General features: G+C 62.9%; 23 protein-coding genes and 1 tRNA gene. 14 read left to right on the top strand and 10 right to left on the bottom strand.

Annotation, left to right across the window (positions count from 1 at the left end):
- The first annotated feature begins 14 nt into the window (after positions 1–14).
- From glpD to glpK, 3 genes are read left to right on the top strand one after another with little or no spacing between them, the layout of a single operon-like run.
- Positions 15–1598, top strand: coding sequence for a glycerol-3-phosphate dehydrogenase (gene glpD / locus A0U93_RS11255; RefSeq protein ID WP_077807428.1), 1584 nt, complete (start codon positions 15–17; stop codon positions 1596–1598).
- A gap of 39 nt (positions 1599–1637) precedes the next feature.
- Positions 1638–2519, top strand: coding sequence for an MIP/aquaporin family protein (locus A0U93_RS11250; RefSeq protein WP_077807427.1), 882 nt, complete (start codon positions 1638–1640; stop codon positions 2517–2519).
- Positions 2520–2560: 41 nt separating this feature from the next.
- Positions 2561–4096, top strand: a complete 1536-nt coding sequence (glpK, locus tag A0U93_RS11245) for a glycerol kinase GlpK (RefSeq protein ID WP_077807426.1) — start codon at positions 2561–2563, stop codon at positions 4094–4096.
- Between the two features lie 66 nt (positions 4097–4162).
- On the opposite strand, the gene A0U93_RS11240 is transcribed toward glpK, so the two are convergent.
- The 3 genes from A0U93_RS11240 to A0U93_RS11230 form a co-directional block, all read right to left on the bottom strand.
- A complete protein-coding gene (locus tag A0U93_RS11240; RefSeq protein ID WP_077807425.1) occupies positions 4163–4480 on the bottom strand; it encodes a transcriptional regulator in 318 nt (105 codons plus the stop codon).
- Positions 4477–4935, bottom strand: a complete 459-nt coding sequence (locus A0U93_RS11235; protein WP_077807424.1) for a hypothetical protein — start codon at positions 4933–4935, stop codon at positions 4477–4479. Before A0U93_RS11235 ends, A0U93_RS11240 begins: the two co-directional genes overlap by 4 nt.
- A gap of 105 nt (positions 4936–5040) precedes the next feature.
- Positions 5041–5382: a hypothetical protein gene (locus A0U93_RS11230; RefSeq protein WP_077807423.1), complete on the bottom strand. Its 342-nt coding sequence runs from the start codon at positions 5380–5382 to the stop codon at positions 5041–5043.
- A gap of 274 nt (positions 5383–5656) precedes the next feature.
- Here A0U93_RS11230 and A0U93_RS11225 point away from each other — a divergent pair, with 274 nt between their 5' ends.
- Positions 5657–6061, top strand: a complete 405-nt coding sequence (locus A0U93_RS11225) for a hypothetical protein (RefSeq protein ID WP_077807422.1) — start codon at positions 5657–5659, stop codon at positions 6059–6061.
- A gap of 176 nt (positions 6062–6237) precedes the next feature.
- Positions 6238–6528 (top strand): hypothetical protein, encoded by a 291-nt coding sequence (locus A0U93_RS11220; protein ID WP_077807421.1) that lies wholly within the window; start codon positions 6238–6240, stop codon positions 6526–6528.
- A 150-nt stretch (positions 6529–6678) separates the two neighbouring features.
- On the opposite strand, the gene A0U93_RS11215 is transcribed toward A0U93_RS11220, so the two are convergent.
- The 4 genes from A0U93_RS11215 to A0U93_RS11200 all read right to left on the bottom strand — a co-directional run bounded on the left by A0U93_RS11215 (position 6679) and on the right by A0U93_RS11200 (position 11889).
- Positions 6679–8046, bottom strand: a complete 1368-nt coding sequence (locus A0U93_RS11215; protein ID WP_077807420.1) for an ABC1 kinase family protein — start codon at positions 8044–8046, stop codon at positions 6679–6681.
- Positions 8043–9905, bottom strand: coding sequence for a M3 family oligoendopeptidase (locus A0U93_RS11210; protein ID WP_245824842.1), 1863 nt, complete (start codon positions 9903–9905; stop codon positions 8043–8045). Before A0U93_RS11210 ends, A0U93_RS11215 begins: the two co-directional genes overlap by 4 nt.
- 46 nt (positions 9906–9951) lie before the next feature.
- Positions 9952–10368: an MAPEG family protein gene (locus A0U93_RS11205; protein WP_211274006.1), complete on the bottom strand. Its 417-nt coding sequence runs from the start codon at positions 10366–10368 to the stop codon at positions 9952–9954.
- 72 nt (positions 10369–10440) lie between these two features.
- Positions 10441–11889, bottom strand: a complete 1449-nt coding sequence (locus A0U93_RS11200; RefSeq protein WP_077807419.1) for an AMP nucleosidase — start codon at positions 11887–11889, stop codon at positions 10441–10443.
- 155 nt (positions 11890–12044) lie between these two features.
- Here A0U93_RS11200 and A0U93_RS11195 point away from each other — a divergent pair, with 155 nt between their 5' ends.
- Together A0U93_RS11195 and A0U93_RS11190 are read left to right on the top strand one after the other, a co-directional pair.
- Positions 12045–12473 carry a DUF6525 family protein gene (locus A0U93_RS11195; protein ID WP_245824841.1) on the top strand — a complete coding sequence of 143 codons (429 nt, stop codon included), beginning with the start codon at positions 12045–12047 and terminating at the stop codon, positions 12471–12473.
- 45 nt (positions 12474–12518) lie between these two features.
- Positions 12519–13445 (top strand): glycosyltransferase family protein, encoded by a 927-nt coding sequence (locus A0U93_RS11190; protein ID WP_077807418.1) that lies wholly within the window; start codon positions 12519–12521, stop codon positions 13443–13445.
- 44 nt (positions 13446–13489) lie between these two features.
- On the opposite strand, the gene gltB is transcribed toward A0U93_RS11190, so the two are convergent.
- The 3 genes from gltB to A0U93_RS11175 all read right to left on the bottom strand — a co-directional run bounded on the left by gltB (position 13490) and on the right by A0U93_RS11175 (position 20532).
- Positions 13490–18001, bottom strand: coding sequence for a glutamate synthase large subunit (gene gltB, locus A0U93_RS11185; RefSeq protein WP_077808479.1), 4512 nt, complete (start codon positions 17999–18001; stop codon positions 13490–13492).
- Positions 18002–18006: 5 nt separating this feature from the next.
- A complete protein-coding gene (locus A0U93_RS11180; protein ID WP_147150817.1) occupies positions 18007–19449 on the bottom strand; it encodes an NAD(P)-dependent oxidoreductase in 1443 nt (480 codons plus the stop codon).
- A gap of 165 nt (positions 19450–19614) precedes the next feature.
- Positions 19615–20532, bottom strand: a complete 918-nt coding sequence (locus tag A0U93_RS11175; protein ID WP_245824839.1) for a complex I NDUFA9 subunit family protein — start codon at positions 20530–20532, stop codon at positions 19615–19617.
- Positions 20533–20670: 138 nt separating this feature from the next.
- Between A0U93_RS11175 and A0U93_RS11170 the strand changes: the two genes are divergently transcribed.
- The 7 genes from A0U93_RS11170 to rpoN all read left to right on the top strand — a co-directional run bounded on the left by A0U93_RS11170 (position 20671) and on the right by rpoN (position 26474).
- Positions 20671–20757: transfer RNA gene (locus A0U93_RS11170), tRNA-Leu, on the top strand.
- Between the two features lie 65 nt (positions 20758–20822).
- The gene (locus A0U93_RS11165) at positions 20823–21470 is read left to right on the top strand and encodes a ribonuclease D (protein ID WP_077807415.1); all 648 of its coding nucleotides are present in this window, start codon (positions 20823–20825) and stop codon (positions 21468–21470) included.
- Between the two features lie 72 nt (positions 21471–21542).
- Positions 21543–22568: a KpsF/GutQ family sugar-phosphate isomerase gene (locus A0U93_RS11160; protein ID WP_077807414.1), complete on the top strand. Its 1026-nt coding sequence runs from the start codon at positions 21543–21545 to the stop codon at positions 22566–22568.
- On the top strand, positions 22565–23341 hold the full coding sequence (gene lptC, locus A0U93_RS11155; protein ID WP_077807413.1) for an LPS export ABC transporter periplasmic protein LptC: 777 nt from the start codon (positions 22565–22567) through the stop codon (positions 23339–23341). The genes A0U93_RS11160 and lptC overlap by 4 nt, the downstream gene beginning before the upstream one ends.
- The gene (locus A0U93_RS11150; RefSeq protein ID WP_077807412.1) at positions 23338–24297 is read left to right on the top strand and encodes an LptA/OstA family protein; all 960 of its coding nucleotides are present in this window, start codon (positions 23338–23340) and stop codon (positions 24295–24297) included. Before lptC ends, A0U93_RS11150 begins: the two co-directional genes overlap by 4 nt.
- A complete protein-coding gene (lptB, locus tag A0U93_RS11145; RefSeq protein WP_077807411.1) occupies positions 24294–25070 on the top strand; it encodes an LPS export ABC transporter ATP-binding protein in 777 nt (258 codons plus the stop codon). Before A0U93_RS11150 ends, lptB begins: the two co-directional genes overlap by 4 nt.
- A 12-nt stretch (positions 25071–25082) precedes the next feature.
- Entirely contained in the window at positions 25083–26474 is a 1392-nt protein-coding gene (rpoN, locus tag A0U93_RS11140; RefSeq protein WP_077807410.1) for an RNA polymerase factor sigma-54, read from the top strand.
- Positions 26475–26483: the final 9 nt, after the last annotated feature.

Here is a 26483-nt window from a genome sequence, read left to right as displayed (position 1 = left end):
GAAGGTTATGCAATATGTCGTCCATTCGGGAAATGCCCGATGCAGCGCCGGCGGGGTCGGCGCCATACGATCTGCTGGTGGTGGGTGGCGGCATCAACGGCTGCGGCATCGCCCGCGATGCGGCAGGACGTGGCGCACGGGTTTTACTGGTCGAGCAGCATGATCTCGCCAGCCATACATCCTCCGCCAGCACGAAGCTCATCCATGGCGGTCTGCGCTATCTGGAATACTACGAGTTCCGTCTCGTCCGGGAAGCACTGATCGAACGCGAGCGACTGCTGCGTATCGCGCCGCACATTATCTGGCCGATGCGTTTCGTGCTGCCGCACTCCAAGCTGGTTCGGCCGGCGTGGCTGCTGCGCGCGGGCCTGTTCCTTTACGATCATCTCTGCCCGCGCATGTCCCTTCCCAAGACGCGCGCGCTCAACTTCCGGAAAGACCCCACGGGCCGTCCGCTCAAGGACGATTACACCCGGGGCTTCGCCTATTCCGATGGTTGGGTTCAGGACAGCCGCCTCGTTGCGCTGAACGCCATGGATGCAGCCGCCCATGGCGCGGAAATCCGCACGCGCACCAAACTCGTGAATGCCAAACGGCGCGCGGATATCTGGGAAGCGACGATCGAAAACAGCGACACGGGTTCAACGCGGACTGTCAGGGCCAAGGCCATCGTCAACGCCGCCGGCCCATGGGTGGCGGAACTTCTGCAGGACAAGGTGCACGTGGCCAGCCGCAACAAGGTCCGTCTTGTGAAGGGCAGCCACATTGTCGTGCCAAAAATGTTCGAGGGAACGCAGGCCTATATCCTGCAAAACCCCGACAAGCGCATCGTCTTCGCCATTCCCTACGAAGGCAGGTTCACGCTGATCGGCACGACCGATGTTGCCTGGGAACAGGACGCCGGGCATGTCGAAATATCGCCGGAGGAAGTGACGTATCTCTGCGACAGCGTAAATCGCTATTTCAAGAGCGCCATCACGGCGGACGACGTGGTGTGGACCTATGCCGGCGTGCGTCCGCTCTATGACGATAATTCCGGCAGCGCCTCCGCCGTCACGCGCGACTATGTGCTGGATGTCGATGCTTCCGCCGCGCCGATCCTGTCGGTGTTCGGTGGCAAGATCACGACATTCCGCAAACTGGCCGAGCACGCGCTGGAGAAACTGGCGCCCCATCTTCCGGTCCTGAACAAGCCGGAATGGACGGCCGACAAGCCTCTGCCGGGCGGGGATTTCGACGGCCGTCAGTTCAAGGCGCTTGTGGACCGCCTGCAAAACCATGCGCCGCATCTCGACCCAAGGACGACCTACCGCTTGGCGCGCAACTACGGCACGCGGGCATTCGATATCGCCACCAAAACCATCGAAGAAATGGGAGAGGATTTTGGCGCCGGACTGACGCAACGCGAAGTCGATTATCTGATCGACAACGAGTGGGCACGCAGTGCGGAGGATATCCTCTGGCGACGTTCCAAGCTGGGACTTTTCGTCTCGAAAGAGGATGCCACACGCATCCAGGACTACATCGCGCGCCGCAACGTTCCGTCGCTGTCGGCGCAGACCAAGCAGGATCTCGAATGGCGGCAAAACGTCGCCTGAGCTTCTTTTCTCCAACATCTCTGTGACGAGCATCTGGCCATGTCAGAGAAAAAACGTTTTATCGGCGAACTGATCTCCGAATTTTTCGCCGTCGCGATCATCATCCTCTTCGGTGACGGTGTCGCCGCGATGTATTCGCTCTATGACCCCAGTCCCTACAAGACGGCCTATTGGGGCGTCTGCATCGTGTGGGGCCTGGGCGTCACGGTCGCGATCTACGCAACCGGCGCCATCAGCGGCACGCATGCCAATCCGGCCGTCACCATGGCGCTGGCCCTGTTCCGGGGCTTCTCCTGGAAAAAGGTACTTCCCTACATGGGCGCGCAGGTGCTGGGTGGTTTCGCCGGTGCGACGCTGGTCTATCTGCTCTACAATCCGGTGATCGACCATTACAACATGACGCATCACCTGACGCGTGCGATCGATGGCGGCTCGGCGGGCGTGTTCTTCACCCATCCCGGCGATTTCGTGACGGTCAGCCATGCTTTCGTGGACGAACTGGTTCTGACGGCCGTGCTGGTGTTCGGCATCTTCGCGATCACCTGCCAGTATAACACCCAGGCACCGCAGGCGAATTCCAGCGCGCTCATCATCGGCCTGCTGGTCGCGACGATCGGCGCATCCTGCGGCTATCTGGACGCATGGGCCATCAACCCGGCCCGCGATTTCGGTCCGCGCCTGTTCTGCTTCTTCGCCGGCTGGGGCTCCTCGGCCCTGCCCGCACCGGGTTCCTACTGGTGGGTGCCGATCGCAGCACCGATGATCGGTGGTCCGATCGGTGGTGGCATCTATCACTATGTGTTGCGGCCCTTCATGCCGAACTACATGGCGTCCCCTGCGATGCAAGGCGTAAACCCGGCGGAGCCCGTGCTGGTCGTCGCCAACGAACCGGCCAGCGTCGTCAGCAACCGCGCCTCCTGAACACGGCAACGCAATCTCATCTCAAAACGGAGTTTCCTCTCATGCCTAACAAAGACTGCGTCCTTGCCATCGACCAGGGCACGACATCGACCCGGTCCATCGTGTTCGACAAGAGCGCCAACGCGCTCTCCGTCTCCCGCCGTGAATTTCCCCAGCATTACCCCGAACCGGGCTGGGTCGAGCACGATGTGGAAGATATCTGGAACGATGTCGTGGACACGGCACGCGAAGCCATCGAACAGGCGGGCGGCATCGAGCGCATCGCAGGTGTCGGGATCACCAACCAGCGTGAAACCATTGTCGTATGGGACCGCGCGACCGGCGAACCGATCCACAAGGCCATTGTCTGGCAGGACCGCCGCACGGCCTCGACGTGCGCCAGGCTGAAACAGGAAGGCAAGGAAGCCATGATGCGGTCCAAGACGGGCCTGCTTCTTGACCCTTACTTCTCCGCCACGAAGATCGCGTGGATCCTCGACAATGTCGAAGGCGCGCGCGCACGGGCGGAAAAAGGCGAACTCGCCTGCGGCACGATCGACTGTTTCCTGATGTGGCGCCTGACCGACGGCAAGACGCACGCAACGGACATCACCAATGCCTGTCGTACCGCGCTGTTCAACATCCACGAACAGAAATGGGATGACGAACTGCTCGAACTGTTCCAGGTGCCCCGTGCGCTCCTGCCGGAAGTCTGCGACAATAGCGGCCATCTCGGCGAGACGGACCCGGCCCTCTTCGGCCAGCCGATCGTCATCGGCGGCATGGCGGGCGACCAGCACGCCGCCATGGTCGGTCAGGCCTGCTTCAAGGAAGGCATGGCGAAGTCGACCTACGGCACCGGCTGTTTCATGCTGACCAACACGGGCGAAAAAGCCGTCGAGTCCCATCACCGGATGCTCACGACGATCGCCTATCGTATCAACGGCAAGACGACCTATGCGCTCGAAGGCTCGATCTTCGTTGCGGGCGCCGCCATCAAGTGGCTGCGTGATGGCCTCCATCTGATTACCCATGCCTCGCAGACCGACGATATGGCCACCCGGGTGCCGGACAGCCATGGCGTTTACATGGTCCCCGGCTTCGTCGGCCTGGGCGCACCGCACTGGGATCCGGACGCACGTGGCCTGATCTGCGGCCTGACGCTTGGATCCACGCAGGCGCACATCGCGCGTGCCGCACTGGAATCGGTGGCGTTCCAGACCTACGACCTCGCCCATGCGATGGATGAGGACGGCGCGGTCCATGCCGATACGCTTCGCATCGATGGCGGCATGTCGGCCAATGACTGGTTCAGCCAGTTCCTGGCCGATATGCTTCAGGCCCGCGTGGAACGCCCCCGCGACCTGGAAACGACGGCGCTCGGCGCGGCTTTCCTGGCTGGCCTTGCAACCGGCGTGTGGGAAAACCTTGAGGAAGTGGCGGCAACCTGGAGCCAGGAACGCCTTTTCGAGCCGCGTATGGATGCCGGCCAGCGTCGTCGCATGCTGGATGGCTGGCAGGACGCCGTGCGCCGCACGCTGACCCCGGAGCAGCCCGCACCGGTCACGTCCAACGTGACGCAGTTCCGCGCCGCGTAAACGTCACCGACACCCGTCAGCGACACATTGCATGCCGCGCGCCGTCTCTCACCGGCGCGCGGCTTTTTATTCGCCGGCCACGTTGGCGCCGGCCAGACACGCCAGAACATTGAGCGCGGCGATATGGGCATTGAATGCCCGCCGCCCACGATGCGTCAGTTTGGCCCAGGTGCGCTGACGGCCGTTCACCGCCCCCTTCATCACCTTGACATATCCAGCCTCCGCCAAGGCCGAAAGATGCTTGGACAGCACGGAATCGCTGATGGCAGCCATCTCCCGCAACGTGGCGAACTCCGCTTCGGAAACGCCGGCCAGTATGGCAACGAGTTGCAGGCGCGACGGAACGTGAATGACGGGATCGAAGCCTTTCGGCAAACCACTCATGCGACCGGCGTTCCCGCCCGCAATTCACGCAGATAGACGCGCATCCACAGGGCACTAGTGCCATAAGCCATAATGAAAGCGGGCACAGCGCCCAGCAAACCCGCCCATGGACGATGGTAAACCTGCATTTCCCATGCGCCCAACAGATACAATGCCAGCGTCACCACGAGACAGATCCAGGTCAGCCGTCGCGTCGATCCCTGTCGCCATCCGTTAATGAACATGCCGTTGCGCCGCAGATCCCAGCGGTAGATCATAAACATACTCAGCAGAAGAAACGCTTCCATCAGCAGATTCCAGGGAAGTGGCACCGAACCGCAGGCAACGAGCCCGGCCATGATAGCCGCGAAAGCCGCGTGCCGGACCGGCGGATAGCCCTGCGCCACCGTATCGGCCAGACGCCGCCGTGAACTGTCGATGTCCTGTAAAGCCCCTTGCGCGTCGTCGCGATTCATTGCCGATTCTCACTTTCCATTTTGGAAAGCTATTCCTGCATCTGATTTTCCATTTTGGAAAGCCGTTATTTTCCGAATTGGAAAATGAGGAGTCGATTGATCATCTCAGAAATTGGGGAATATCGTGAAGCAAACGACCGAAATATAGAGTATCGCGGCAAGAAGGATATGGCACACATAGAGAGGCGGGATCATGTAACCGCGCCGCCTCGCCTCGCTCATGATGACGCCGAAGACAATGACGGCGATGACAAGGGCGACATCCAGCATGACCCTCTCATGACCGTGCGCCAGTGCGATCAGCATGAATACCGTGCCGGCCGCCGCGAACAGGACGTGAAGCGGCTTCAGGAACGCGAATGGCCGCCGCTTCTGCATGGCTTGAAGACCGAGCCAGATGCCCATGGCAACAGCGAGAGTATAGCATAGGGTGGTGGCCATCAGCATGTCGGTCTTCCTGTCATCATGGGCTCTCGGACTGCTTCCCGATTATCGGCTCCGGACGATCCGGGACCTGCAGCCGCAATGTCCTGTTTCAAACATAGCGCAAGCTGCGACGGCGACACGGCATCGCCGCCTGGGCGCGGACATGTCTCGCGCGTTTTTGACCGGCCCTCGCTTGCGGCGACCGGTCATGCCGGACCTCACCTCTCCCCCTTGCGGAAAATGTGCAGCCGGGCCTTTATACCGCCCATCAGCAATCTTTTGACAGGAACCCGGGATGGACGTCCAGAGCATTGACCAGATCTACACGCAACTTCAGGGGCAGGCGCAGCAATCGGCGCAGGCGTTGCAGACTTTGGGCAACAAGTTGCAGGCGGCGGCGAACAGCGGCGATCAGCAGGCGCGTGAATGGTCGCTCGATCTCCGGGAACTGGCCCTGTCCTTCCGGGCGGAGCAGGAACAGGTCGCCAATCTGCTGCAAGCCCTGCGCGGCGCCGTAGCCAATCAGGCCCAACAATACCAGCCGAACTACGCTCAGCAGATCGATGCCCCGCAGCAGCCCGCACCCGCCCAGCAAAGCGGCGGCTTCTTCAACAATTTCCTCAATTCCGGCTTTGCCCGTTCTGTCGAGGCGGGCGCCGGTTTCGGAATCGGTGACGATCTGATCAAGGAGATCTTCTGAACCGTCTTGACGGCGGCCTGTTTGGAATCGTTGACGAAACATCCGACGACTTTTCCGGCGCGTCGCCATCAATATTCAGGAAGTGCATCCGGTCACGTTGCTTTTCCATGATTTTTTCGGAAAGCTCCTCCGAACCGACCTGACATCATCACAGGACTCGTCTCCGGAGGAACGCGATGCGCAAACTGAATGATCCCGATACGACATCCGGCGCGTGGTTTGAGCCGAAGCGATATGGCTATGGCGCCGGCCTTCCCATCACATGGCAAGGCTGGGTCAGCCTCGGTATTTTTATCTCGCTAACGGTTTTTCCATCGCTTGCCATCCCGTTCCTGCATCGACCGCCGCGCCGATATGCGGGACTTGCCGTTATTCTCAACGACCTGGCCGTGACAGCCATCTTCGTATGGATATGTAAGTCGCGCACGAAAGGTGGCTGGCGTTGGCGATGGGGCGATCCGGACTGATCGTCCAGCCCCTCTCGCGAACCCACGGGCATGCTCTGCACTACGATGACCGATATCGACGCCCCTGTTTCGTATTTCCGGTCGCGCGGCGCTTTCAGCCCCTTGCATCAGGCTTCGAAGTTGCCCTTATGCCGGGGGGACGCCCCGACTTTAAATCCCGCTCAACGGTGGTGGCACACGTGCCGCCGCAAGGGCGTTCTTTTGCCGCTCGGCCAAGGCATGTTCGTCGAAGTCGGCAATCAGTTCCTGGAACATCCGGTGCCAGTTCAATTTGGCCCCCAGCCGCAGGAATACGCTCCCCAGACCGATGGCCGAGCGGTCCACCAGAACGAACTCACGCGACGGCTGCACGCTGCCTGTCCGCTTGAGGCCTTCATAGACCTTCTCCAGCAATTCACGCCCTTCACTGGGATTGTCGCTGTTCTGGATCAGGCGTTCGCGGTCATCCATCAATGGACCGTAAAGGAAACTGGCCCATTCGTTCAGAATCCGCGCCGTCTCACGCGTGATCCCCTTGAACCCCCAGAGTTCATAGGCATGGAAGGCGCGTTCCTCGTCCTTCTCGCTCAGCGCCGTGAACAGTTCGATGATGCCCTTGACGAATCGCGCCGGGAAAATCCGGATCGCACCGAAATCCAGCAGGTTCAGGCCGAAGTCATCGCGCACCGTGAAGTTGCCCATATGCGGGTCGCCATGAATAACGCCATAGCGATAGACGGGCGTATACCAGGCGCGGAACAGGGCACGCGCGATGGCATCGCGCTGCTCCTGCGTGGGATTGGTATCCAGCACTTTCTGCAACCCGCGCCCGCTGACCCAGTCCATGGTGAGCAACCGCTTGGTGGAAAGCGTCTCAACAGGCTCCGGCACGGAAACGTCCGGCGTATCGGCCAGCATCAGGTGATAGAGACGCAGATGCGACGCCTCCCGTTCGTAATCCAGTTCCTCACGCAGACGCTCGGTCAGTTCCACCAGCACGTCTTCCTGCTTGATGACCGGCGCGAATTGCTGAAACAGCCCGACCGCCGCCCTGAACTGCCGCAGATCGGATTCGACGGCGGCTGTCATGTCCGGATATTGCAACTTGCAGGCAACGGCTCGCCCGTCCGCCGTCACGCCACGATGCACCTGCCCGAGGCTGGCCGCTGCAACGGCATCATGGCTGAAGGAGCGAAATTTCCGTTCCCATCCCGCGCCCAGTTCGGCCGTCATGCGCCGACGGACGAAGCTCCATCCCATCGGCGGTGCATTCGCCTGCAACTGGGCAAGTTCTTCCGCATATTCATCCGGCAGCGCCCCCGGAATGGTGGACAGCAGCTGCGCCGCCTTCATCAACGGCCCCTTGAGGCCGCCAAGCGCCGCTTTCAGATCATTGGCGTGGACGGATTTGTTGGAGCGTATGCCGAGGCGACTTCCGGCAAACCGCGCCGCAATGCCACCGACGGCCCCGGACGTGCGCGCCATACGACGCAGTTCGCCAAGCAGGCCGGTCTGGTCCAGATCGTTGGGTTCGCTCATGACCGGCGTGCCTCCGGTTCATCCTGGGCAAGCTGGTCGATAAAGCCCGCAATCACATCGAGGCCCTTGCGCCAGAAGGCCGGGTCCGTCGCATCCAGCCCGAAAGGCGCGAGCAGTTCCTTGTGGCGCTTCGTGCCCCCCGCTTCCAGCATGGCCATATATTTGTCCTGAAACGCCGGCGCGCCATTGCGGAACACGCCGTAAAGCGCATTCACCAGACAATCGCCGAAGGCATATGCGTAGACATAGAACGGCGAATGGACGAAATGCGGCACATAGGACCAGTAGATGTCGTAATCCGGCGTGAATTCGAAGGCCGGCCCCAGGCTGCGCGTCTGCACCTCACGCCAGATTTCGCCGATGCGCTCGACCGAAATCTCGCCTTTCCTGCGTTCGTCGTGCAGCCGGGTCTCAAACTGATAGAAGGCGATCTGGCGAACGACCGTATTGAGCATGTCCTCCACCTTCGCCGCGAGCATCAGGCGCCGACGCTGCGGGTCGGTTTCGGCATCCAGCAGGGACTGGAACGTCAGCATCTCGCCAAAGACAGATGCCGTCTCCGCCAGCGTCAGCGGCGTGGCCGATTGCAGATAACCCTGCCTTGCCGCCAGAATCTGGTGTGCGCCATGCCCCAGTTCATGCGCCAGCGTCATCACATCCCGCGTGCGGCCATGATAGTTCATCAGGATATACGGATGCACGCCCGGCACCGTCGGATGGGCGAACGCGCCGGACGACTTGCCCGGCACGGCGGCGGCATCGATCCAGGGATTGGTCATGAAACGCCCGACGATCTCGCCAAGGCGTGGATCGAAGGCATCGTAGGCCGACCGGACGATGTTCTTGGCATCGGGCCAGGAGATCCTCCGATCGTCGGCGCCCGGCAGCGGCGCGTTGCGGTCCCAGTGCTGAAGCCTGTCGAGCCCGAGCCATTTCGCCTTCATGCTGTAATAGCGATGCGCCAGACGCGGATAATCCGCATCCACCGCCGCCACCAGCGCATCCACGACCTCGTCTTCCACCATGTTGCCGCGATTGCGGCTGGAGGTCGGGCGCGGATAGCCACGCAGGCCGTCGCCGATCGCCTTGTCCTTGGCGAGCACGTTGGTAATCATCCCAAACAGCCGCTTGTTGCCGTCCAGCACGGCGCTGACCTGCCCGGCAGCCAGACGGCGCTTCTCCCGGTCGGCGTCGGACAACTGGTTGAGCGCCTCGCCCAGCGGCTTTTCCTCGCCGTCGAGCGTCACCGTCAGGGTCGCCATGGTCTCATCGAACAACCGGTTCCACGCCGCGCGACCGGTGACGGATTTCTCCATCAGGACCTGCTCGACATCGTCCGACAACTGATAGGGACGGAACACCCGCAGATCGCGCAGGAATGGCCGCCATCCGGCAAGCGCCGGATCGGCGGTCAGCGCGGCAAGGGGCGCATCCTCGACGCGGTTGAGTTCGAGCGTGAAGAACAGAAGATGCGCGGAGATATCCGTCAGTCGTTCCTGGATATCCTGCGCGAAACGCCCGGTGGCCGGGTCCGTCGTATGCGCGGAAAAGCTGAGCTGCGAGAACGAACCCAACCGGCCCAGCCCCTCGTCGATGGCCTGATATTCGGCCAACGCCTCGGCCAGATCGGGCGCCGTGACCGTCGCGATCCGGCCCTTCCAGCGTTCGGCGAAACGCCGGGCGCGCGCTTCACAGGCCGCCAGATCATCGGTGATCGCCGGATCGTCGAGGCCGGCATAGAGATCCGAAAGATCCCAGCGCGGTGTTGCACCGTCGTCGGGTGTCGCGGACGAACCGGCATTGGCGTCATGGCGGGGACGGGAAAGATGACTGTTCATGATGCCGAGATTAGAGCGCATGGCGGGCGGGTCAAACCGAATATTGCGGAAGGCGGCACATCGCATTTCATCCGACGACAATCCCCAGCAGGACAAGCACGATCCCGACCACGGACGCACCCCAGACGAGCGAGCGAATCACCGGCACGCCCCAGACATAGAGCGGCCAGTAGATGAACCGCGAGATGACATAGACCCACGCGCCGGACAGTGTCAGGGCGTCATGCCGTCCCAGCAGCCCCGCGACGAGCACGGCGGCGGCGAAGAAGCCGAACGTCTCCATGAAATTGCGGTAGGCCCGATGGATACGCGCCCGCGCGCCGGTCAGCGGGCGTTCGTCATCCCGCGCGCTCATGGAGAAATTCAGTCCGCGCTCCTGGCTGACGACCATGCCGGTCCCCAGAACCTGAAACAGGCCGAAGACAATGGTAACGATAAGAAGGCCGAGTTCCGTCGTCATGAAGGCGCCTTTCGCGATGGGCATGTGCGTCTGCAACGCGCCGACCGCCGTAATGTCGCCTGCCGCGGGAAAAGCCTTTCCGCCTTGCGATGCGGCCTACCGGAACGGCGGCTCGTCGAAGCCGCGCAGCTTCCGGGAATGCAGGCTGGTCATGCCTCGCGCCCGAAGATCGCGCATCGTCTCGATTCCCACCATCAGATGCTGGCTGACGCGTTCGCGATAGAACGCATTGGCCATGCCGCGCAGCTTGAGTTCGCCATGCAGCGGCTTGTCGGAGACGCAGAGCAACGTGCCGTATGGCACGCGGAAGCGGAAACCGTTCGCGGCGATGGTGGCCGATTCCATGTCGACGGCGATCGACCGGCTCATGTTGATCTGCGCGAACAGCGCCTGCAGCCGCAGTTCCCAGTTCCGGTTGTCGGTGGTCATGACCGTGCCGGTTCGCAGGCGCGTCTTGATATCGCGCTCGTCCAGCCCGGTGACGCGCAGCATGGCCTTTTGCAGGGCCACCTGAACCTCGGCGATCGGCGGCACCGGCACCCAGGGCGGCAGGTCGTCGTCCAGCACATGATCGTCTCGCACATAGCCATGCGCCAGAACATAGTCGCCCAGGACCTGCGAGCGGCGCAGGCCGGCGCAATGCCCGACCATGAGCCAGCAATGCGGCCGCAGCACCGCCAGATGGTCCGTAATGGTTTTGGCATTGGACGGGCCGACGCCGATATTGACCAGCGTGATGCCGTCGCCATCCGGGCGGCGCAGGTGATAGGCCGGCATCTGCGGCAGGCTGGCCAGCGGCGTGCCGGTCGACCGGCCCTCGCGATAGACGACATCTCCCGGTTCGACGAAAGCATCGTATTCCGTGCCGAGATCGACCTGGGCGCGGCCATACTCCCGGAAGCTGTCCACATAGCGCTGATAGTTGGTCAGCAGGATGAAACGCTGGAAGTGCCGGGGCGCGGTTCCGGTATAGTGATGCAGCCGCGCCAGGGAATAATCGGTGCGCTCGGCCGTGAACAGCGCCAACGGACGCGGCTGGTCCGGACGCGGCACGATCTCGCAATTGGCGATCGTATCGTCCGTCGCGTGCAGATCGGGCAGCGCGAAGCGATTCTGCAGGATCCGCATGTCACTTTCCGCCAGCCCGGTAACGGCATCTTCCATGACGTAGGATAACGGCATCGGGCGTTTGGACAGACCGACATAGACAGGCTGCCGGTAATGCGTCAGCAGGTCTTCGATCTGCGCGCGCCAGTAAGTCCTGAACAGGGATGGGCGTGTCAGCGTGGTGCCGTAGAAGGCGGGCTCCAGGATATTGTCGAAAGGGGGCCGGATATCGGTCGGCGTCACGCCACGTGCCAACGGGAATGCGAGATAGGGATAGAAGGTCGTCACAGCCTCACGTGCCGCGAACGCGGCCCGAAGTTTCGCCACGCCTTCGTGATAGAGGGCAGCAATACGCTCCAGGGCGCCATCGACCTCGTTGAACGGCACGAAATCAGTGCCGACGAGATCGAAGAACGATTCCATCGATCGAGTGGACATACGGTGCGAACTCCCCAGGCTCCGGCTTCGGCAAAAGAAAAGGACGGATCAGGCATGTCTGGCAAGCGGTGCACGATGACGGACGCATGACAATATTAAATGGTATGTTATATCATAACTAACTCATTGGACGTTTAAAGAGGCACCCGGTGTTCATGCCAACTCCGCGAATGGATCACGTCACAACAAACGATCAGACACGTCGTGAAGAAATCTGGCGACGCTTCGATGGCGACGACTGGGCAGCATTCGACCAGTTACCGACGGCCGTTCGCCGTCGCTTGATGGAACACGCCTATGACGCATGGTCGGTCAATGTCCTGATGCTGTGGCGGCATTACAAACGCGTCCACGGTCCGGGAAACCGGGCGGAGCGCGCCCTGCTTCGCTATCTCGATTATTGCGAGCGGCTGGAGCGCGACGCGTTCGCCGAACGTCATGAGACGCTGCCCCATATTGCCGCACGTGCCAGCGTGTTGCGCTACGACAACGCCACATCCGGTGCATCCGGTGCATCCGGTGCATCCGGTGCATCCGGTCGAAGACGACCGGGTTCGGAACATGTTGCTTCGCAAGGCTTTTGATGAGAATGGTCGTAAACTTCGCCAATTACTGGATACCTGGATCACATGGCCAAAGTCAGGGTTATCATGATGCAACGCGACGAGGGAGACAATCTCGCGCGCTGGCTCACCCACTATGGCAATCTGTTCGATTTCCCGAACCTTGAGATCATGGATAACGGATCGGTCGATCCGATGACGATCGATCTTCTCAAGGAAGCTGAAAAGGCAGGGGTGCGTATCTATTGGGGATATGACACGCTCAACGACTTCCACAACAAGGGCGGCCACTTCGGCAACATCGTCAAATCCTGGGACAATACCTTCGACTACGACTTTGCCTTGCCGCTCGATTGCGACGAAATCCTCGCGGCCGTAACGGATAACGGCCTCAGCACGGATAAGGCCGATATCCACCGCACGCTCAACCAATTGAAAGGACTGTCGCAATCCTGCCGGATGGACATGCTGATGTTCAACGTTCCGGGGCGTCCAGGCTGGTTCGCACCAGATCGCGCGTTTCACAAAGGGTTCCTTCCCGCGCGGACGATGGAGATCATCGACAACGGCCAGCACGATCCCCAGTCGAAAACACCCGGTTACGTTTCCGTGCCGCTGACCTATCTGCACTGGCACAACGCGTCGTTCGAGGAAACCCAGCAACGCGCCCGGCGCAAGATGGAACCACGCGCCGCCGACCTGACCGACCGCGAGGCATTGCTCGCCTACAAGCAGACTCCCAATGCACCGGGGGTGCATCTCATCGATCTTCTGCTGATGGAACCCGCCGAATACTACAACAAATACGCCGACGAGGTGACCTTCTACGCCCCCTCCCACGGCGGGCGTACGGTGCTGCACGCGCGGGGCCAATACCGGCTGTGGGATTCAGCCGCCTACCTCGCTGCCAACCCGGACGTTCAGGGTTATGAATTAGGCCCTTTCCATCATTACCTCCGCTTCGGCTACGCGGAAGGTCGCGCCCTCTCCTGAAGGCCCGCCTGACGAACCGGATGGCCGGTTCGTCAGGTCGCGGATCAGGCCGCCTGCGCTGCGGCTGGTGGCTGATAGCCGATGATCCGGGCATAATCGCGCGGCACGACATGCCAGAAGCGGCCCAGCGTCGTCTCCCAGCGATGCAGAAGTTCCGTCGCATAGGCGCTGCCGGTCTCCCGGGCATGACGCTCGATCAACTCACGCAGCATCGTCTCGTATTCGGCGCCGTCGACCCGATTCCATAAAAGCGTATCGGGATTGATGCGGCTTTCGAAATTGCCGTCGGTATCCAGCACGAACGCCATGCCGCCGGTAAAACCGGCACCGAAATTGTCACCCGCCCGGCCAAGGATGACCACCGTCCCGCCGGTCATGTATTCGCAGGCGTTCGAGCCACAGCCTTCCACCACGGCTGTGGCACCGGAATTACGCACAGCGAAGCGTTCGCCCGCCTGTCCGCCCGCAAAAAGCAGCCCCGACGTCGCACCGTAGAGGACGGTGTTGCCGATGATGGCATTCTCCTCCGAACGGCGCGCCGCCGTCGGTGACTGCCGCACCACGATCGTCGCACCCGACAGCCCCTTGCCGACATAGTCGTTCGCATCGCCCACCACATCGAGCTTCAGGCCCTGCACGGCGAAGGCACCGAGCGACTGACCCGCCGAACCACGCAGACGCAAGGTCAGATGGTCCGCCGGCAGGGCATGCATGCCGAACTGGCGCGTAATCAGTGACGACACCCGCGTGCCGATGGCACGATGCGTGTTCTGCACCGTGTAATGCAGGTGCAGCTTCTCGCGATGATCGAACAGCGGGCGCGCATCGGCAATGATCTGCGCATCCAGCGTCTCCGGCACCTCGTTACGCCCGTCACGCGTGCAGTAGCGCGCATGCGGCCCCGGATCGGCCTGGACCAGCAGCGAATTAAGGTCCAGATCGTCGAGATAATCCGCACCACGCGACACCTGACGCAGCAGATCCGTGCGACCGATCACCTCCGCCAGACTCCGGAAACCGAGTTCAGCGAGAATATTGCGCACGTCCTCGGCGATGAAGGAGAACAGGTTGATGACCTTCTCCGGCGTGCCCTCGAACTTGGCGCGCAACGCCTCGTCCTGAACGCAGACGCCGACCGGGCACGTATTGGAGTGGCACTGCCGCACCATGATGCAGCCCATCGCCACCAGCGCCGCCGTGCCGATGCCGAACTCCTCCGCGCCCAGCATCGCGGCGATCACCACGTCCCGGCCGGTCTTCAGACCACCATCGGTGCGGAGCGTCACGCGGTGACGCAGACGGTTGAGCATGAGCACCTGATGCGCTTCGCTCAGACCCATCTCCCACGGCAGACCGGCATATTTGATCGACGATTGCGGGCTGGCACCCGTGCCGCCGGAATGACCGGAAATCAGGATGGCATCCGCCTTGGCCTTGGCCACGCCCGCCGCGATCGTGCCGATGCCTGTCCGCGCCACGAGTTTTACCGTCACCGTCGCCGTCGGATTGATCTGCTTGCAGTCATAGATGAGCTGCGCCAGATCCTCGATCGAATAGATATCATGATGCGGCGGCGGGGAAATCAGCGTCACGCCGGGCGTGGCGTGGCGCAGCTTGCCGATCAGTTCCGTGACCTTGAAACCCGGCAACTGGCCGCCCTCGCCCGGCTTCGCACCCTGGGCGACCTTGATCTCGATTTCGCGGCAATTGTTCAGGTATTCCGCCGTCACGCCGAACCGGCCGGACGCCACCTGCTTGATTGCCGAACAGGCATTATCGCCATTGGCGCGCGGCCTGGCGCGGGAAGCATCCTCGCCACCCTCGCCGGAATCCGACTTGGCGCCGATGCGGTTCATGGCGATCGCCAGGGTCTCGTGCGCCTCGGGGCTCAGCGCACCCAACGAGATGCCCGGCGCGACCAGACGGCGACGAATCTGCGTGATGCTCTCCACATCATCCACCGCGATCGGCTCCCGCACCCTGCGGAAGTCCAGCAGGTCGCGCAGCGCCACGGGCGGCTGCTGGCGCACCGCATCGGCATAACGACGGAACAGCGAGAAGCTGTCGGTCGCCACGGCCGTTTGCAGCATGTGCACGAGCTGGCCGTTGAAGGCATGCACCTCACCGCTGCGGCGCAGCTTGTAGAGACCGCCGATGGGCAGTGCCTCCACCGCGCCACCCCAGGCCGTTTCGTGCGCCGTCAGCACATTGCGCGCGATGCCGGGCAGGCCGATGCCGGAGATGCGCGACGCCATGCCGGGGAAAAACTCCGCCACAAGCGCCCGCGACAGGCCGATCGCCTCGAAATTATAGCCGCCGCGATAAGCCGAGACGATCGAGATGCCCGATTTGGACATGATCTTGAGCAGACCCTTGTCGACCGCCTTGCGGTAACGTTCCACCGCCTCACGCAGCGTCATGTCCCCAAACAGGCCACGGTTCAGGCGATCCTGGATGCATTCCTGCGCCAGATAGGGATTGACCGTCGTCGCGCCGACACCGATCGTCACCGCGATCGCATGCACGTCCATGGCATCCGCCGAGCGGACGTTGAGCGAGGTGAAGGTGCGCAGGGACTGGCGCACCAGATGCACATGCACCGCCGCCGTTGCCAGAATCATCGGAATCGCGGCGCGTTCCGCACTCTGGTTCTCGTCGGACAGGAACAGATGCGTGCAACCGCCGCGCACATGATCCTCCGTCTCCCGCCGGATACGCGCAATTCCATCACGCAGCCCTTCCTCGCCCGACGCGGCATCGAAAGTGCAATCCACCAGCGCGCCATCCCGCCCGCAGAACTGGCGAAGCGCATCGAACTCGCCACTCGTCAGCACGGGGCTCGGCAGTTGCAGCAGGTCGCACTGCGCCGGCGACTGGTCCAGCACGTTGCCGAGATTGCCCAACCGCGTAATCAGGCTCATCACGCGCGTTTCACGCAGGGAATCGATCGGCGGGTTCGTGACCTGGCTGAACCCCTGCCGGAAGTAATGCGCCAGACCGCGATAAGTGCTGGAAAGCACCTGAAGCGGCGTGTCGTCGCCCATCGAGCCGATGGCTTCCGCGCCGGTTTCCACCATGGGGTGGAGAATGGTCTCCATCTCCTCATGCGTCAGGCTGACGGCGAGCTGGCGACGACGCAGCATATCGCTGGAGAAGAGCACCGGCTCGGCCACATCATCGCGCACCACCGAGCCGATGTTGCGGATATTGCGTGTCCAGACGGTGAAGTCCTGCCGTTCGGCCAGCAGGTTCAGCAGTTCTTCCGGCGCGTAGAGCTTCGCTTCCTGCAGGTCCAGACCAAGCGTCTCGCCCGGCCCAAGGCGCCCGCGCAGGCGGATTTCGGCATCCTTGAAACGCACCATCCCCGTCTCGGACCCCACGACCAGCAGGTCGTTCCGCGTGATCGTGTAACGCAGGGGACGCAGGCCGGCGCGGTCCAGCCCGGCGATCACCCAGCGCCCATCGGTCGCGCACAGCGCCGCCGGACCGTCCCACGGCTCCATGACCGCATTGCAATAGGCGAACAGCGCCTTCTGCTTCGACGTCATCGCCGAGTTCGCGCCGGCACTGGCCGGCACAAGCAGGGTCTTGGCCATCGGCGCATCGCGCCCGGCATAGGTCAGCAACTCGAATACGTTATCGAGCATCGCCGTGTCCGAACCCGCCGCCTGCACGACAGGCTTGAGATCGGCCATGTATGGATCAAGTTCGGGATCGGCCAGACGCGTTTCGTGGCTGCGCATCCAGTTCACATTGCCGGAGATCGTGTTGATCTCACCATTATGCGCGATGCGACGGAACGGCTGCGCCAGCTTCCATGTCGGGAAGGTATTGGTCGAATAACGCTGATGGTAGATCGCGAAACGCGAGACGAAGCGCTCGTCCAGCAGGTCCGGATAGAAATCGGTCAGGTTCTCCGCCAGGAACATGCCCTTGTAGATCACCGAGCGACAGGACAGCGAACAGACATACAGGTCCACATGCCCCGTCGCCGCCGCCTTCTCGATCCGGCGACGGATGACGTAAAGGTCGCGTTCGAATTCCGCCTCCGAGCGCTTCAGCCGGTTGCGGATCATGATCTGCTCGATTTCCGGACGGGTGGCATTCGCCTTCTCGCCGATGCACGCCGTGTCGATCGGCACCTGCCGCCAGCCGTAGATGCCGTAGCCAAAATCCAGGATCTCGCGCTCGATGATCGCGCGCCCCGCCTCCTGCGCGGCCAGATCGGTCTTGGGCAGGAATACCATGCCCACGGCGATGCGGCCCTCGATATGGTCGTCACCCGCGCTGTGAATGGCGGCGGCGAAGAAATCCTGCGGAATTTCCACATGAATGCCGGCACCATCACCGGTCTTGCCGTCGGCATCCACCGCCCCGCGATGCCAGAGCGCCTTCAACGCATCGATACCGGCCACCACCACATCGCGCCGGCGCTTGCCGTCCAGTGCGGCGACCAGCCCCACGCCGCAGGCATCCCGCTCCTGCGACGCATCGTAAAGCCCTTCGAGACGACGGCGGTTCTCGTCATACGCCGCAACGAAATTCTGCTCCGACATATCGCTCACTCCGCCGCTTCCAGATTCTTCTCGGCCCGCGCCGAAATCCATTGATGTATTTCCGCCGCCGCATCGCGCCCATCGCGAATCGCCCAGACGACCAGCGATGCCCCGCGTACGATGTCGCCCCCGGCGAAGACACCCGGCAGACTCGTCTCGAAATGACCGGGACGCACCTTGAGCGTGCCCCAGCGCGTCACGGCCAGATCGTCCGCCTGCCACATTTCGGGCAGCGGTTCCGGATCGAAGCCGAGCGCCTTGACCACGAGATCGGCCTCCACCGTGAAACTGCTTTCGGGCACCGGCTCCACGGATTGCCGTCCACTCGCATCCGGCAGGCTCAGGCGCATCCGATGAGCGCGAACAGCCGTGACATCCACGTCGCCCAGGAAAGCCTCGGGCGTGGACAGCCAGGTGAACTGCACGCCTTCCTCCTCGGCATTCGTCACTTCCTGCAAGGAGCCGGGCATGTTCGCGCGATCGCGCCGATACAGACACGTCACGGTTTCCGCGCCCTGCCGGATGGAGGTGCGCACGCAGTCCATGGCCGTATCGCCACCGCCGATCACCACCACACGCTTGCCGCGCGCATGCAGGTGGGCATCGTCGCCCGGCTCCTCATGATAGCCGCGCCGATTGGACGCCGTCAGGAAATCGATGGCCGGCACGACACCACCCAACCCGACGCCCGGCACCCGCACTTCCCGTGAGCGATAGACACCCGTTCCGACGAACACCGCGTCATGGCGCGCCCGCAATTCCTCGAGCGGTGTTTCGCCCGGCGCCGCGCCGATCGGCGTCGAGAGATGAAAAACGATCCCCTGCTCCTCCAGCAGGGCATGCCGCCGCGACACGACGTGCTTCTCCAGCTTAAAGCTCGGAATGCCGTAGACCATCAGCCCGCCGACACGATCATGCCGGTCATACACATGCACCTGATAGCCCAGCGCCCGCAGGCGCTCGGCCGCCGCCAGACCGGCCGGCCCCGCACCGACGATCCCGACGCTCTGTGACCGCTCCCGCTGCGGCAGATTGGGCTTTACCCAGCCTTTCTCGAATGCCGTCTCGGTGATGAACTTCTCGACCGCGCCGATCGTAACGCTTTCGAAGCCCTTCTCGATGACGCAATTGCCTTCGCACAGCCGGTCCTGCGGGCAGATGCGTCCGCAAACCTCGGGGAAAGTATTCGTTGCGGCGGAGACGACGTATGCCTCCTCCAGCCGGTTCTCCGCCGTCAGCTTCAGCCAGTCAGGGATATTGTTGCCCAGCGGGCAATGGATGGAGCAGAACGGAATGCCGCATTGCGAGCACCGGCTGGCCTGCTGCTCGGCACGCTCGACAGCGAAAGCCCGATAAATCTCGCCAAAATCCGCGCGACGTTCCGCCACGGCGCGCTTCTCCGGCATTTCCTGCGGCAGAGAGACGAATTGCAGCATACGCTCGGCCACGGGCGCGTTCCTTCATCAGCTACGGCGAACCTGTTCCACCGGTCGGCGTCAGCTAATTCAGGCATGATCTTTTTTTAAGTCAGCAAGACTGACCTTTCAGGATAAATCCGCTTTTTTCCCTCTCCGGAGGCGCAATTTTCTTGCGGCGTTATGTCCGGTTCGGCCCTATCTGGCTGAACGATGCAGATATTGCGGCACGATCTTGCTCATCGGCGTAGGCTCGATCCCCAACTCACCCAAGGTCACGGCCTCGCTCGCCACGACATTATCCTTCTGCATCATGTTGATCTGGTCATTGGTCAACAGCTTGCCGGGCAGGCGTTCAAACAGACTGGCTTCCAGACGGGCGAGCGGCAACGGCACTGTCAGGAGCGGACGCTGATGGCCTGTTTGCGTCATCACATATCGCATCACTTCGCGCATCGTCAGGATATCCGGTCCGCCGGCCTCGACCAGACGCGCAGACACCTGCGGCTCGTCCAGCAGCGTCACGATCGCCGCGGCCACATCGCCGACATAGACCGGCTGAAAACGAGTATCACCGCAAAATACCGGCATTACGGGAAGAAAACGCGCCATTGTGGCGAACATGTTCAGGAACCTGTCCTCCGGCCCGAACACGACGGACGGACGGATGATCCCGGCATGAGGGAAAATGCGGCGCACCGCTGCCTCGCCTTCCGCCTTGCTGCGACCGTATGCGGAGGGCGACTGCGGATCGGCCCCGATGGCCGAGACGTGCACGTAGCGTGCCACGTCATGTTCCGCCGCGATCCGCGCCACACGCCCGGCAGCCTGCCCATTGATGGCATGGAAAGTCGCCTGCGCGCTTTCCGTCAGGATCGAGACGAGATTGACGACGCCCTCCGCGCCATCGATTGCGGCATGCAACGTCGTGGCATCGGTGACGCTGGCATAGACCGGTATCACCTTGTTTCCGCCACCCAGACGGCGGAGACGGCGAATCCGGTCGGGTCGACGCGAGGTGACACGCACCGTGTAGCCCTCGGCCACGAGCCCTTCCACGACATGGCGGCCGATAAAGCCATGGCCGCCGATTACGGTCGCAATACGTTTCGTCATGCCTGTTCCCTCACTCATCATCGCCTGTCGAATTTTCTTCGCAGGGTGTTGACGCCACCCAACCTTGCGGCTAAACGCCTCGACACCATCCCGGATGCCAAAACCCGATCGGGTTTCGCATTACCGGGTTGCCTCTGAGCCCAGATGGCGGAATTGGTAGACGCGCAGGTTTCAGGTACCTGTGTCCGCAAGGACGTGGAAGTTCGAGTCTTCTTCTGGGCACCAGCACAACGGGAAAGCCGGCGAGCGATCGCCGGCTTCCGTGCTTTCAGCGAAGATTGCGAAACGCCATGAGCCGAGCCAGCGCCGTCTTTCATCTTCATGACGGCGACCTGCCGGACGACCTCGACCTCGGCCCGGTCGTCGCAATCGATACCGAGACCATGGGTCTCAACCCCCATCGCGACCGCCTCTGCCTGGTGCAGCTTTCCGCTGGCGACGGCGAGGCGCATCTAGTGCAGATCCGACCTGTCTCGCTTGGTGGCCGCTATGCCGACTGCCCCAATCTCAAAGCCCTTCTGACCGATGACAGCGTTACCAAACTGATGCATTTCGCCCGTTTCGACGTCGCGATCCTGCAACACGCGCTGGACATCACCGTCGCGCCGGTCATCTGCACGAAAATCGCCGCGCGTCTGGTCCGCACCTTCACCGAACGTCATGGTCTGGCGCAACTCTGCCGTGAATTGCTGGGGGTCGAACTCGCCAAGCATCAGCAGACGTCGGACTGGGGTCAGGCGACGCTCACGCCGGAGCAGCAGAGCTACGCGGCGTCCGACGTGCTGCATCTGCACGCCCTCTGGGAGAAGCTGGAAGCCCTGCTGATCCGCGAGGGGCGCCGGGATCTGGCGCAGGCCTGTTACGATTTTCTGCCGGCCCGCGCACGGCTTGACCTTCTGGGCTACGAAGAGCCGGACATCTTTTCGCATCGTGCATAAGAGTGACACGGTAATATATCGGAACCCGGTTGCCGATTGACCGATAGGTCACAAAGCGGGATGACAGCGGCTATGACCGAGTTCAACCTCCTATCGCAGCAACATGCCGCCGATCGCGCGACGCGGAGTCTGCGGAGCGCGGCGGCCACGCTGGAAGCCGAGCGCCATGGGCTGGAGCATCTGCGCGATGCGCTGGCCGCGACGGATGGCCTCGGAAGCGCCTTTGCCGCGGTCGTGGAGCGCATCCTGACCTGTTCCGGACGGGTGATTCTTTCCGGAATCGGCAAATCGGGTCATATCGCCCGCAAAATTCAGGCGACTCTCGCTTCCACCGGCACGCCCAGCCTTTTCGTGCACCCGGCGGAAGCCGCACATGGCGATCTCGGGATGATCGGCGATGACGATGTGCTCGTCATCCTGTCGCAATCCGGAGAAACAAGCGAACTGGCGGCGCTTCTGGAATATGGCGTGCGGCACGATCTGCCGATCGTCGGTGTGACGGCCATGCTGGAATCGACGCTGGCGCGCGCCAGCAGCTACGTCCTGACGATCCCCCGTGCGCGTGAGGCCTGCCCCATGGGACTGGCCCCGACCACCAGCACGTTGATGCAGCTGGCGCTGGGCGACGCGCTGGCCATCGCCCTTCTGGAGCAGCGCGGTTTCACGGCGAACGACTTCAGCGCCTTCCACCCCGGCGGGCAGCTCGGCGCGAAACTGCGTCCCGTCCAGACGCTGATGCATACGGGCGAGGCCCTGCCGCTGGGACGCGGTGACATGCCGCTTTCGGCCGTCATCATGGAGATGACGCGCAAGGCGTTCGGTTGCATGGGTGTGCTGGACGACGAAGACAGGCTGATCGGCCTCATCACCGACGGCGACCTGCGACCCGCCCTGATGCACGATCTCAGCACCACGCGTGCCGAGACGATCATGAACCGCGGGCCGATTACCATCACGCCGGACGCGCTGGCCCAGGAAGCCGTGCGCGTCATGAATGCGCGGACGAAGCCGATCACCAGTCTGTTCGTTCTCGACGAAAACGGCAGGCCGATCGGCATCGTGCATGTGCACGATCTCCTGCGGGCAGGCATCGCGTGAGCACCGACGACTCCGACCAGCGACCGCAGCGCAGCGATTTCGAGCGCAACACCGCGAGACTGGTGGCCCTGCGCGAGGCGATGCGCGCCCAGGGCGATCGTCGCAACCGCCAGGTTCCGACCGCGGCGGACATGGCACGCCGTCGTTCGCTGCTGGGGGCGGCGAAATGGGCGCTTCCCAGTCTGGCGCTTCTTCTGCTGGGGTCGATCGCCGTCTGGCCGGAGATCGCCCGGCTGATGAACGAGAACCGCGCCGCAATCCGCGAGATGTCGCGCATGAAGGTCGAGAGCGGGAACATGGAAGGCGCGACCTATCGCGGCCTCGATGCCCATGACCGGCCGTACATGATTACCTCGCGCGTGACGCAGCAGAACGGGCCGGACCGGATCGACATGACAGATCCCGTGGCGGACATCTTCCTCGGCGGCAACAGCTGGGCCGACGTGCGCGCCGATCATGGTGTGTATATGCAGCGTGAGCAGACACTCAACCTGACCGGGCATGTCGTGCTGTATCGCGACGACGGCACGCTGATGAACGGCCCGACCGCCGATATCGACCTCAAGCGCAGCGTCATCGCATCGAATGATGGCGTCCATGCCGAGGGACCATTTGGCGTTCTCGACGCACAGGGCTACTTTCTCGATCAGCATGCTGGACTGCTGCAATTCACAGGACCGGAACGCGTGATACGCAACGACGACCAAGACGCCATGGGCACGCCGAACGCCCGGCCCGACGCCTCGCCGACCGACAAGCGGGCGACACCATGAGCACGATCGGACGCCTGCCAGCGATGGCGGCACCGCTGCTGGCCGTCACGGTCGCCGTGACCACGATGGGCGCGCGGGCGCAGGGCATCGACCTTTCGCACGGGGAGCAGGTGCATATCAGCTCCGCCGGCCCCCAGACATACGATCACGATGCGCAGACGGTCACATTCGTCGATCGCGCGCGGGCGGTTCGTGGCGATGTCACGATCGACGCGGACCAGCTGATCGGCTTCCTGCGCAAGAAGGCCCCGCCGCCGGGCGCGCCGCCACCGAAGCCCGCGACCGCCGATCAGAATGGCGGCAACGACACGATGGGTGGCAGCATGGAGCTCTACCGCATGGAAGCGGTCGGCCATGTCCACATCTATACGCCCACGGATCAGGCCTGGGGCGATAAGGCACTTTACGACATCGATCAGGCGACGATGGTCATGACCGGCAAGGCGCTGAAGCTCGTCACACCGCAGGATGTCATGACGGCCCGCGACGTGATGGAATATCACTCGGATACCCGCATGTCCGTCGGGCGCGGCGACGCGACCGTGACGACCAACGACGGCAAGCGGGTCCGTGCCGACGTGCTGGTCGCGTTCAGCAAGCCGGACGATGCATCGCCGAAAGCCCCCGCGAATGGCGGCGATGCAAACGGTGCCGGCAATGGCCCGATGGGCGGCAACACGAAGCTGGACCGCGCCTATGGCTGGGGCCATGTCCTGCTTCGCACCCCCAACGAGACCGCGACCGGCGATCGCGGCGTCTATATGTTCGATACGCAGATGGCCCGACTGATCGGCCATGTCCACGTCACGAGCGGGCAGAACCAGAATAACGGCGCCTCCGCGATCGTGAACATGAAAACCGGCGTGGCGATCATGAACCCGATGCCGGGCCAGCGTATCGAAGGCCTGGTGATCCCGAACGAGGCCAACAGCAGCAAGCCCGGTGGCACCAAGTGAACGACCAGAATACATTCACCGCCCGACATACGACGCCGAACCCGCTCCTGAAGGACGGCCTGATCGCGCATGGCATCGGCAAGAGCTACAAGAAGCGCCCGGTCGTGCGCGACGTCTCGTTACAGGTTCAGCGTGGCGAGGCCGTGGGCCTGCTGGGGCCGAACGGCGCGGGCAAGACCACCAGTTTCTACATGATCGTCGGTCTTGTGCAGCCGGATGCGGGCGTCATCACACTCGACGGCGCCGACATCACCCAGTTGCCGATGTATCGCCGCGCCCGGCTTGGAATCGGTTACCTGCCGCAGGAAGCCAGCATCTTCCGGGGCCTGAACGTCGAACAGAACATTCTGGCGGCACTCGAGGTCGTCGAGCCCGATTTCGCACGCCGCGAAACCATGCTGGACGGGCTTCTGGCCGAGTTCGGCATCTCCCACCTCCGCCGTTCGCCGTCATTGGCACTATCGGGTGGCGAGCGGCGACGGCTTGAAATCGCCCGCGCCCTGGCCAGCCAGCCGAACTACATCCTGCTCGACGAGCCGCTGGCGGGCATCGACCCGATCGCCGTCGGCGAAATCCGCGATCTGGTCTCGCATCTGAAGGATCGCGGTATCGGCGTGCTCATCACCGACCACAACGTGCGTGAAACGCTGGAGGTCATCGACCGGGCCTACATCATGCATAGCGGTGAGGTCCTGACCGAAGGCACCCCTGAGGAGATCGTCGCCAACGAGGATGTTCGGCGCGTCTATCTCGGGGAGAACTTCTCGCTCTAGCCACCGCCAGCCATGCAAGCGCCCGGCTTCCTTCTTCGGCAAACCGGCACGCTGGCCATGACGCCGCGCCTGCAACAGGCAATCGGCCTGTTGCAGCGCTCCAATCAGGAAGCCCTCGCCTATCTGCTTGCGGAAGCCGAGACCAACCCGCTGCTGATCGTCGATATCGGCCTCGGCGAGACAGCCGAGCCGCCTGACGACGCGCCGATATCCGACGACATCGCCACAGAGACGGACCGCATTGGCGACAGCCTCGACGATGCACCGCTGGATACCCTGATCCACGACGAGGACCCGGACCGCACGGCCGACGATCTCTCCCCGCTGGAGCGCGCGACCACGCCATCCGTACGCGAAAAACTGGCCGAGCAACTGCGCTTCGCCGCGCTCGATGCAACGCAACGAACGATCGGCGAGATATTGCTGACCATGCTGGACGCCAACGGACGGCTGGAAGGCACGCCGCAGGACGTGGCCGACATGCTGGGCCTGCCTGTCGGGCAGGTCGAGGCCGTCCGGCGGATCATGATGCAATTCGAGCCCGTCGGTTGCTTCGCCTGCAATCTCGCGGAATGTCTGGCGGCGCAATTCCACGCGAAAAACCGATACGACCCCGCTGTCGAGATCCTGCTGGCAAATCTCGACCTGCTGGCAGACGGGCAACGCGCCCGCGTGCAGAAACGCTGCGGCGTCGATGATGAGGATTTCGCCGACATGCTCGCCGAGTTGCGCGCCCTCGACCCGAAGCCGGGTTTCGACCCCGAATTCACCGGACAGCCCGCCGTGCCGGACGTCATCGCCTATCGGGACGATCGCGGCTTCGCCGTCGAACTCAACGAAGAGACCCTGCCGCGCGTGCGGATCGACACCACATTTGCCACGCGCCTGGCTGCCGCCGACGGATCGGCAAAAGCCTATATGCGCGAACGATCGGGCCATGCGAACTGGCTGATGAAGGCCATGGCCCAGCGCTCACGCTCGCTGCTGGCGGTCGCCCGCGTGCTGGTGACGCATCAGGCACCTTTCCTCGAAACGGGCCTCTCCGCGTTGCGCCCGCTGACCCTGCGTGAAGTCGCGGAAAAAACGGGCCTGCACGAAAGCACCGTCAGTCGCATCACCGCTTCACGCTCTATCGATACCCCCCGAGGCGTCATCGCCCTGCGTGCCTTCTTCTCGAATGCCGTGGGTACGACGACCGATGGCGGACAAAGCGCGGAGACAATCAGACACCGCCTGCGTGCCCTGATCGATGCGGAGACGGACATCCTGTCGGACGATGCGTTGGCGGCCAGACTTCAGGCGGACGGTATCGACATCATGCGCCGCACGGTCGCCAAATATCGCGAGAGCCTCGGCATTCCCAATTCGGCCCACCGTCGGCGCGCGGCAAAACTCCGCCGTTAGATCGGCTTT

The sequence above is a fragment of the Neoasaia chiangmaiensis genome, from assembly GCF_002005465.1.
In the GTDB taxonomy this organism is placed as follows: domain Bacteria; phylum Pseudomonadota; class Alphaproteobacteria; order Acetobacterales; family Acetobacteraceae; genus Neoasaia; species Neoasaia chiangmaiensis.
This window is presented reverse-complemented; position numbering and strand designations above follow the sequence as displayed.

Bases quoted from the DNA above. Each gene is read 5' to 3' on its own strand.
- glpD (WP_077807428.1), top strand. From the start codon at position 15: ATGTCGTCCATTCGGGAAATGCCCGATGCAGCGCCGGCGGGGTCGGCG.
- A0U93_RS11250 (WP_077807427.1), top strand. From the start codon at position 1,638: ATGTCAGAGAAAAAACGTTTTATCGGCGAACTGATCTCCGAATTTTTC.
- glpK (WP_077807426.1), top strand. From the start codon at position 2,561: ATGCCTAACAAAGACTGCGTCCTTGCCATCGACCAGGGCACGACATCG.
- A0U93_RS11240 (WP_077807425.1), bottom strand. From the start codon at position 4,480: ATGAGTGGTTTGCCGAAAGGCTTCGATCCCGTCATTCACGTTCCGTCG.
- A0U93_RS11235 (WP_077807424.1), bottom strand. From the start codon at position 4,935: ATGAATCGCGACGACGCGCAAGGGGCTTTACAGGACATCGACAGTTCA.
- A0U93_RS11230 (WP_077807423.1), bottom strand. From the start codon at position 5,382: ATGCTGATGGCCACCACCCTATGCTATACTCTCGCTGTTGCCATGGGC.
- A0U93_RS11225 (WP_077807422.1), top strand. From the start codon at position 5,657: ATGGACGTCCAGAGCATTGACCAGATCTACACGCAACTTCAGGGGCAG.
- A0U93_RS11220 (WP_077807421.1), top strand. From the start codon at position 6,238: ATGCGCAAACTGAATGATCCCGATACGACATCCGGCGCGTGGTTTGAG.
- A0U93_RS11215 (WP_077807420.1), bottom strand. From the start codon at position 8,046: ATGAGCGAACCCAACGATCTGGACCAGACCGGCCTGCTTGGCGAACTG.
- A0U93_RS11210 (WP_245824842.1), bottom strand. From the start codon at position 9,905: ATGCGCTCTAATCTCGGCATCATGAACAGTCATCTTTCCCGTCCCCGC.
- A0U93_RS11205 (WP_211274006.1), bottom strand. From the start codon at position 10,368: ATGCCCATCGCGAAAGGCGCCTTCATGACGACGGAACTCGGCCTTCTT.
- A0U93_RS11200 (WP_077807419.1), bottom strand. From the start codon at position 11,889: ATGTCCACTCGATCGATGGAATCGTTCTTCGATCTCGTCGGCACTGAT.
- A0U93_RS11195 (WP_245824841.1), top strand. From the start codon at position 12,045: ATGCCAACTCCGCGAATGGATCACGTCACAACAAACGATCAGACACGT.
- A0U93_RS11190 (WP_077807418.1), top strand. From the start codon at position 12,519: ATGGCCAAAGTCAGGGTTATCATGATGCAACGCGACGAGGGAGACAAT.
- gltB (WP_077808479.1), bottom strand. From the start codon at position 18,001: ATGTCGGAGCAGAATTTCGTTGCGGCGTATGACGAGAACCGCCGTCGT.
- A0U93_RS11175 (WP_245824839.1), bottom strand. From the start codon at position 20,532: ATGACGAAACGTATTGCGACCGTAATCGGCGGCCATGGCTTTATCGGC.
- A0U93_RS11165 (WP_077807415.1), top strand. From the start codon at position 20,823: ATGAGCCGAGCCAGCGCCGTCTTTCATCTTCATGACGGCGACCTGCCG.
- A0U93_RS11160 (WP_077807414.1), top strand. From the start codon at position 21,543: ATGACCGAGTTCAACCTCCTATCGCAGCAACATGCCGCCGATCGCGCG.
- A0U93_RS11150 (WP_077807412.1), top strand. From the start codon at position 23,338: ATGAGCACGATCGGACGCCTGCCAGCGATGGCGGCACCGCTGCTGGCC.
- rpoN (WP_077807410.1), top strand. From the start codon at position 25,083: ATGCAAGCGCCCGGCTTCCTTCTTCGGCAAACCGGCACGCTGGCCATG.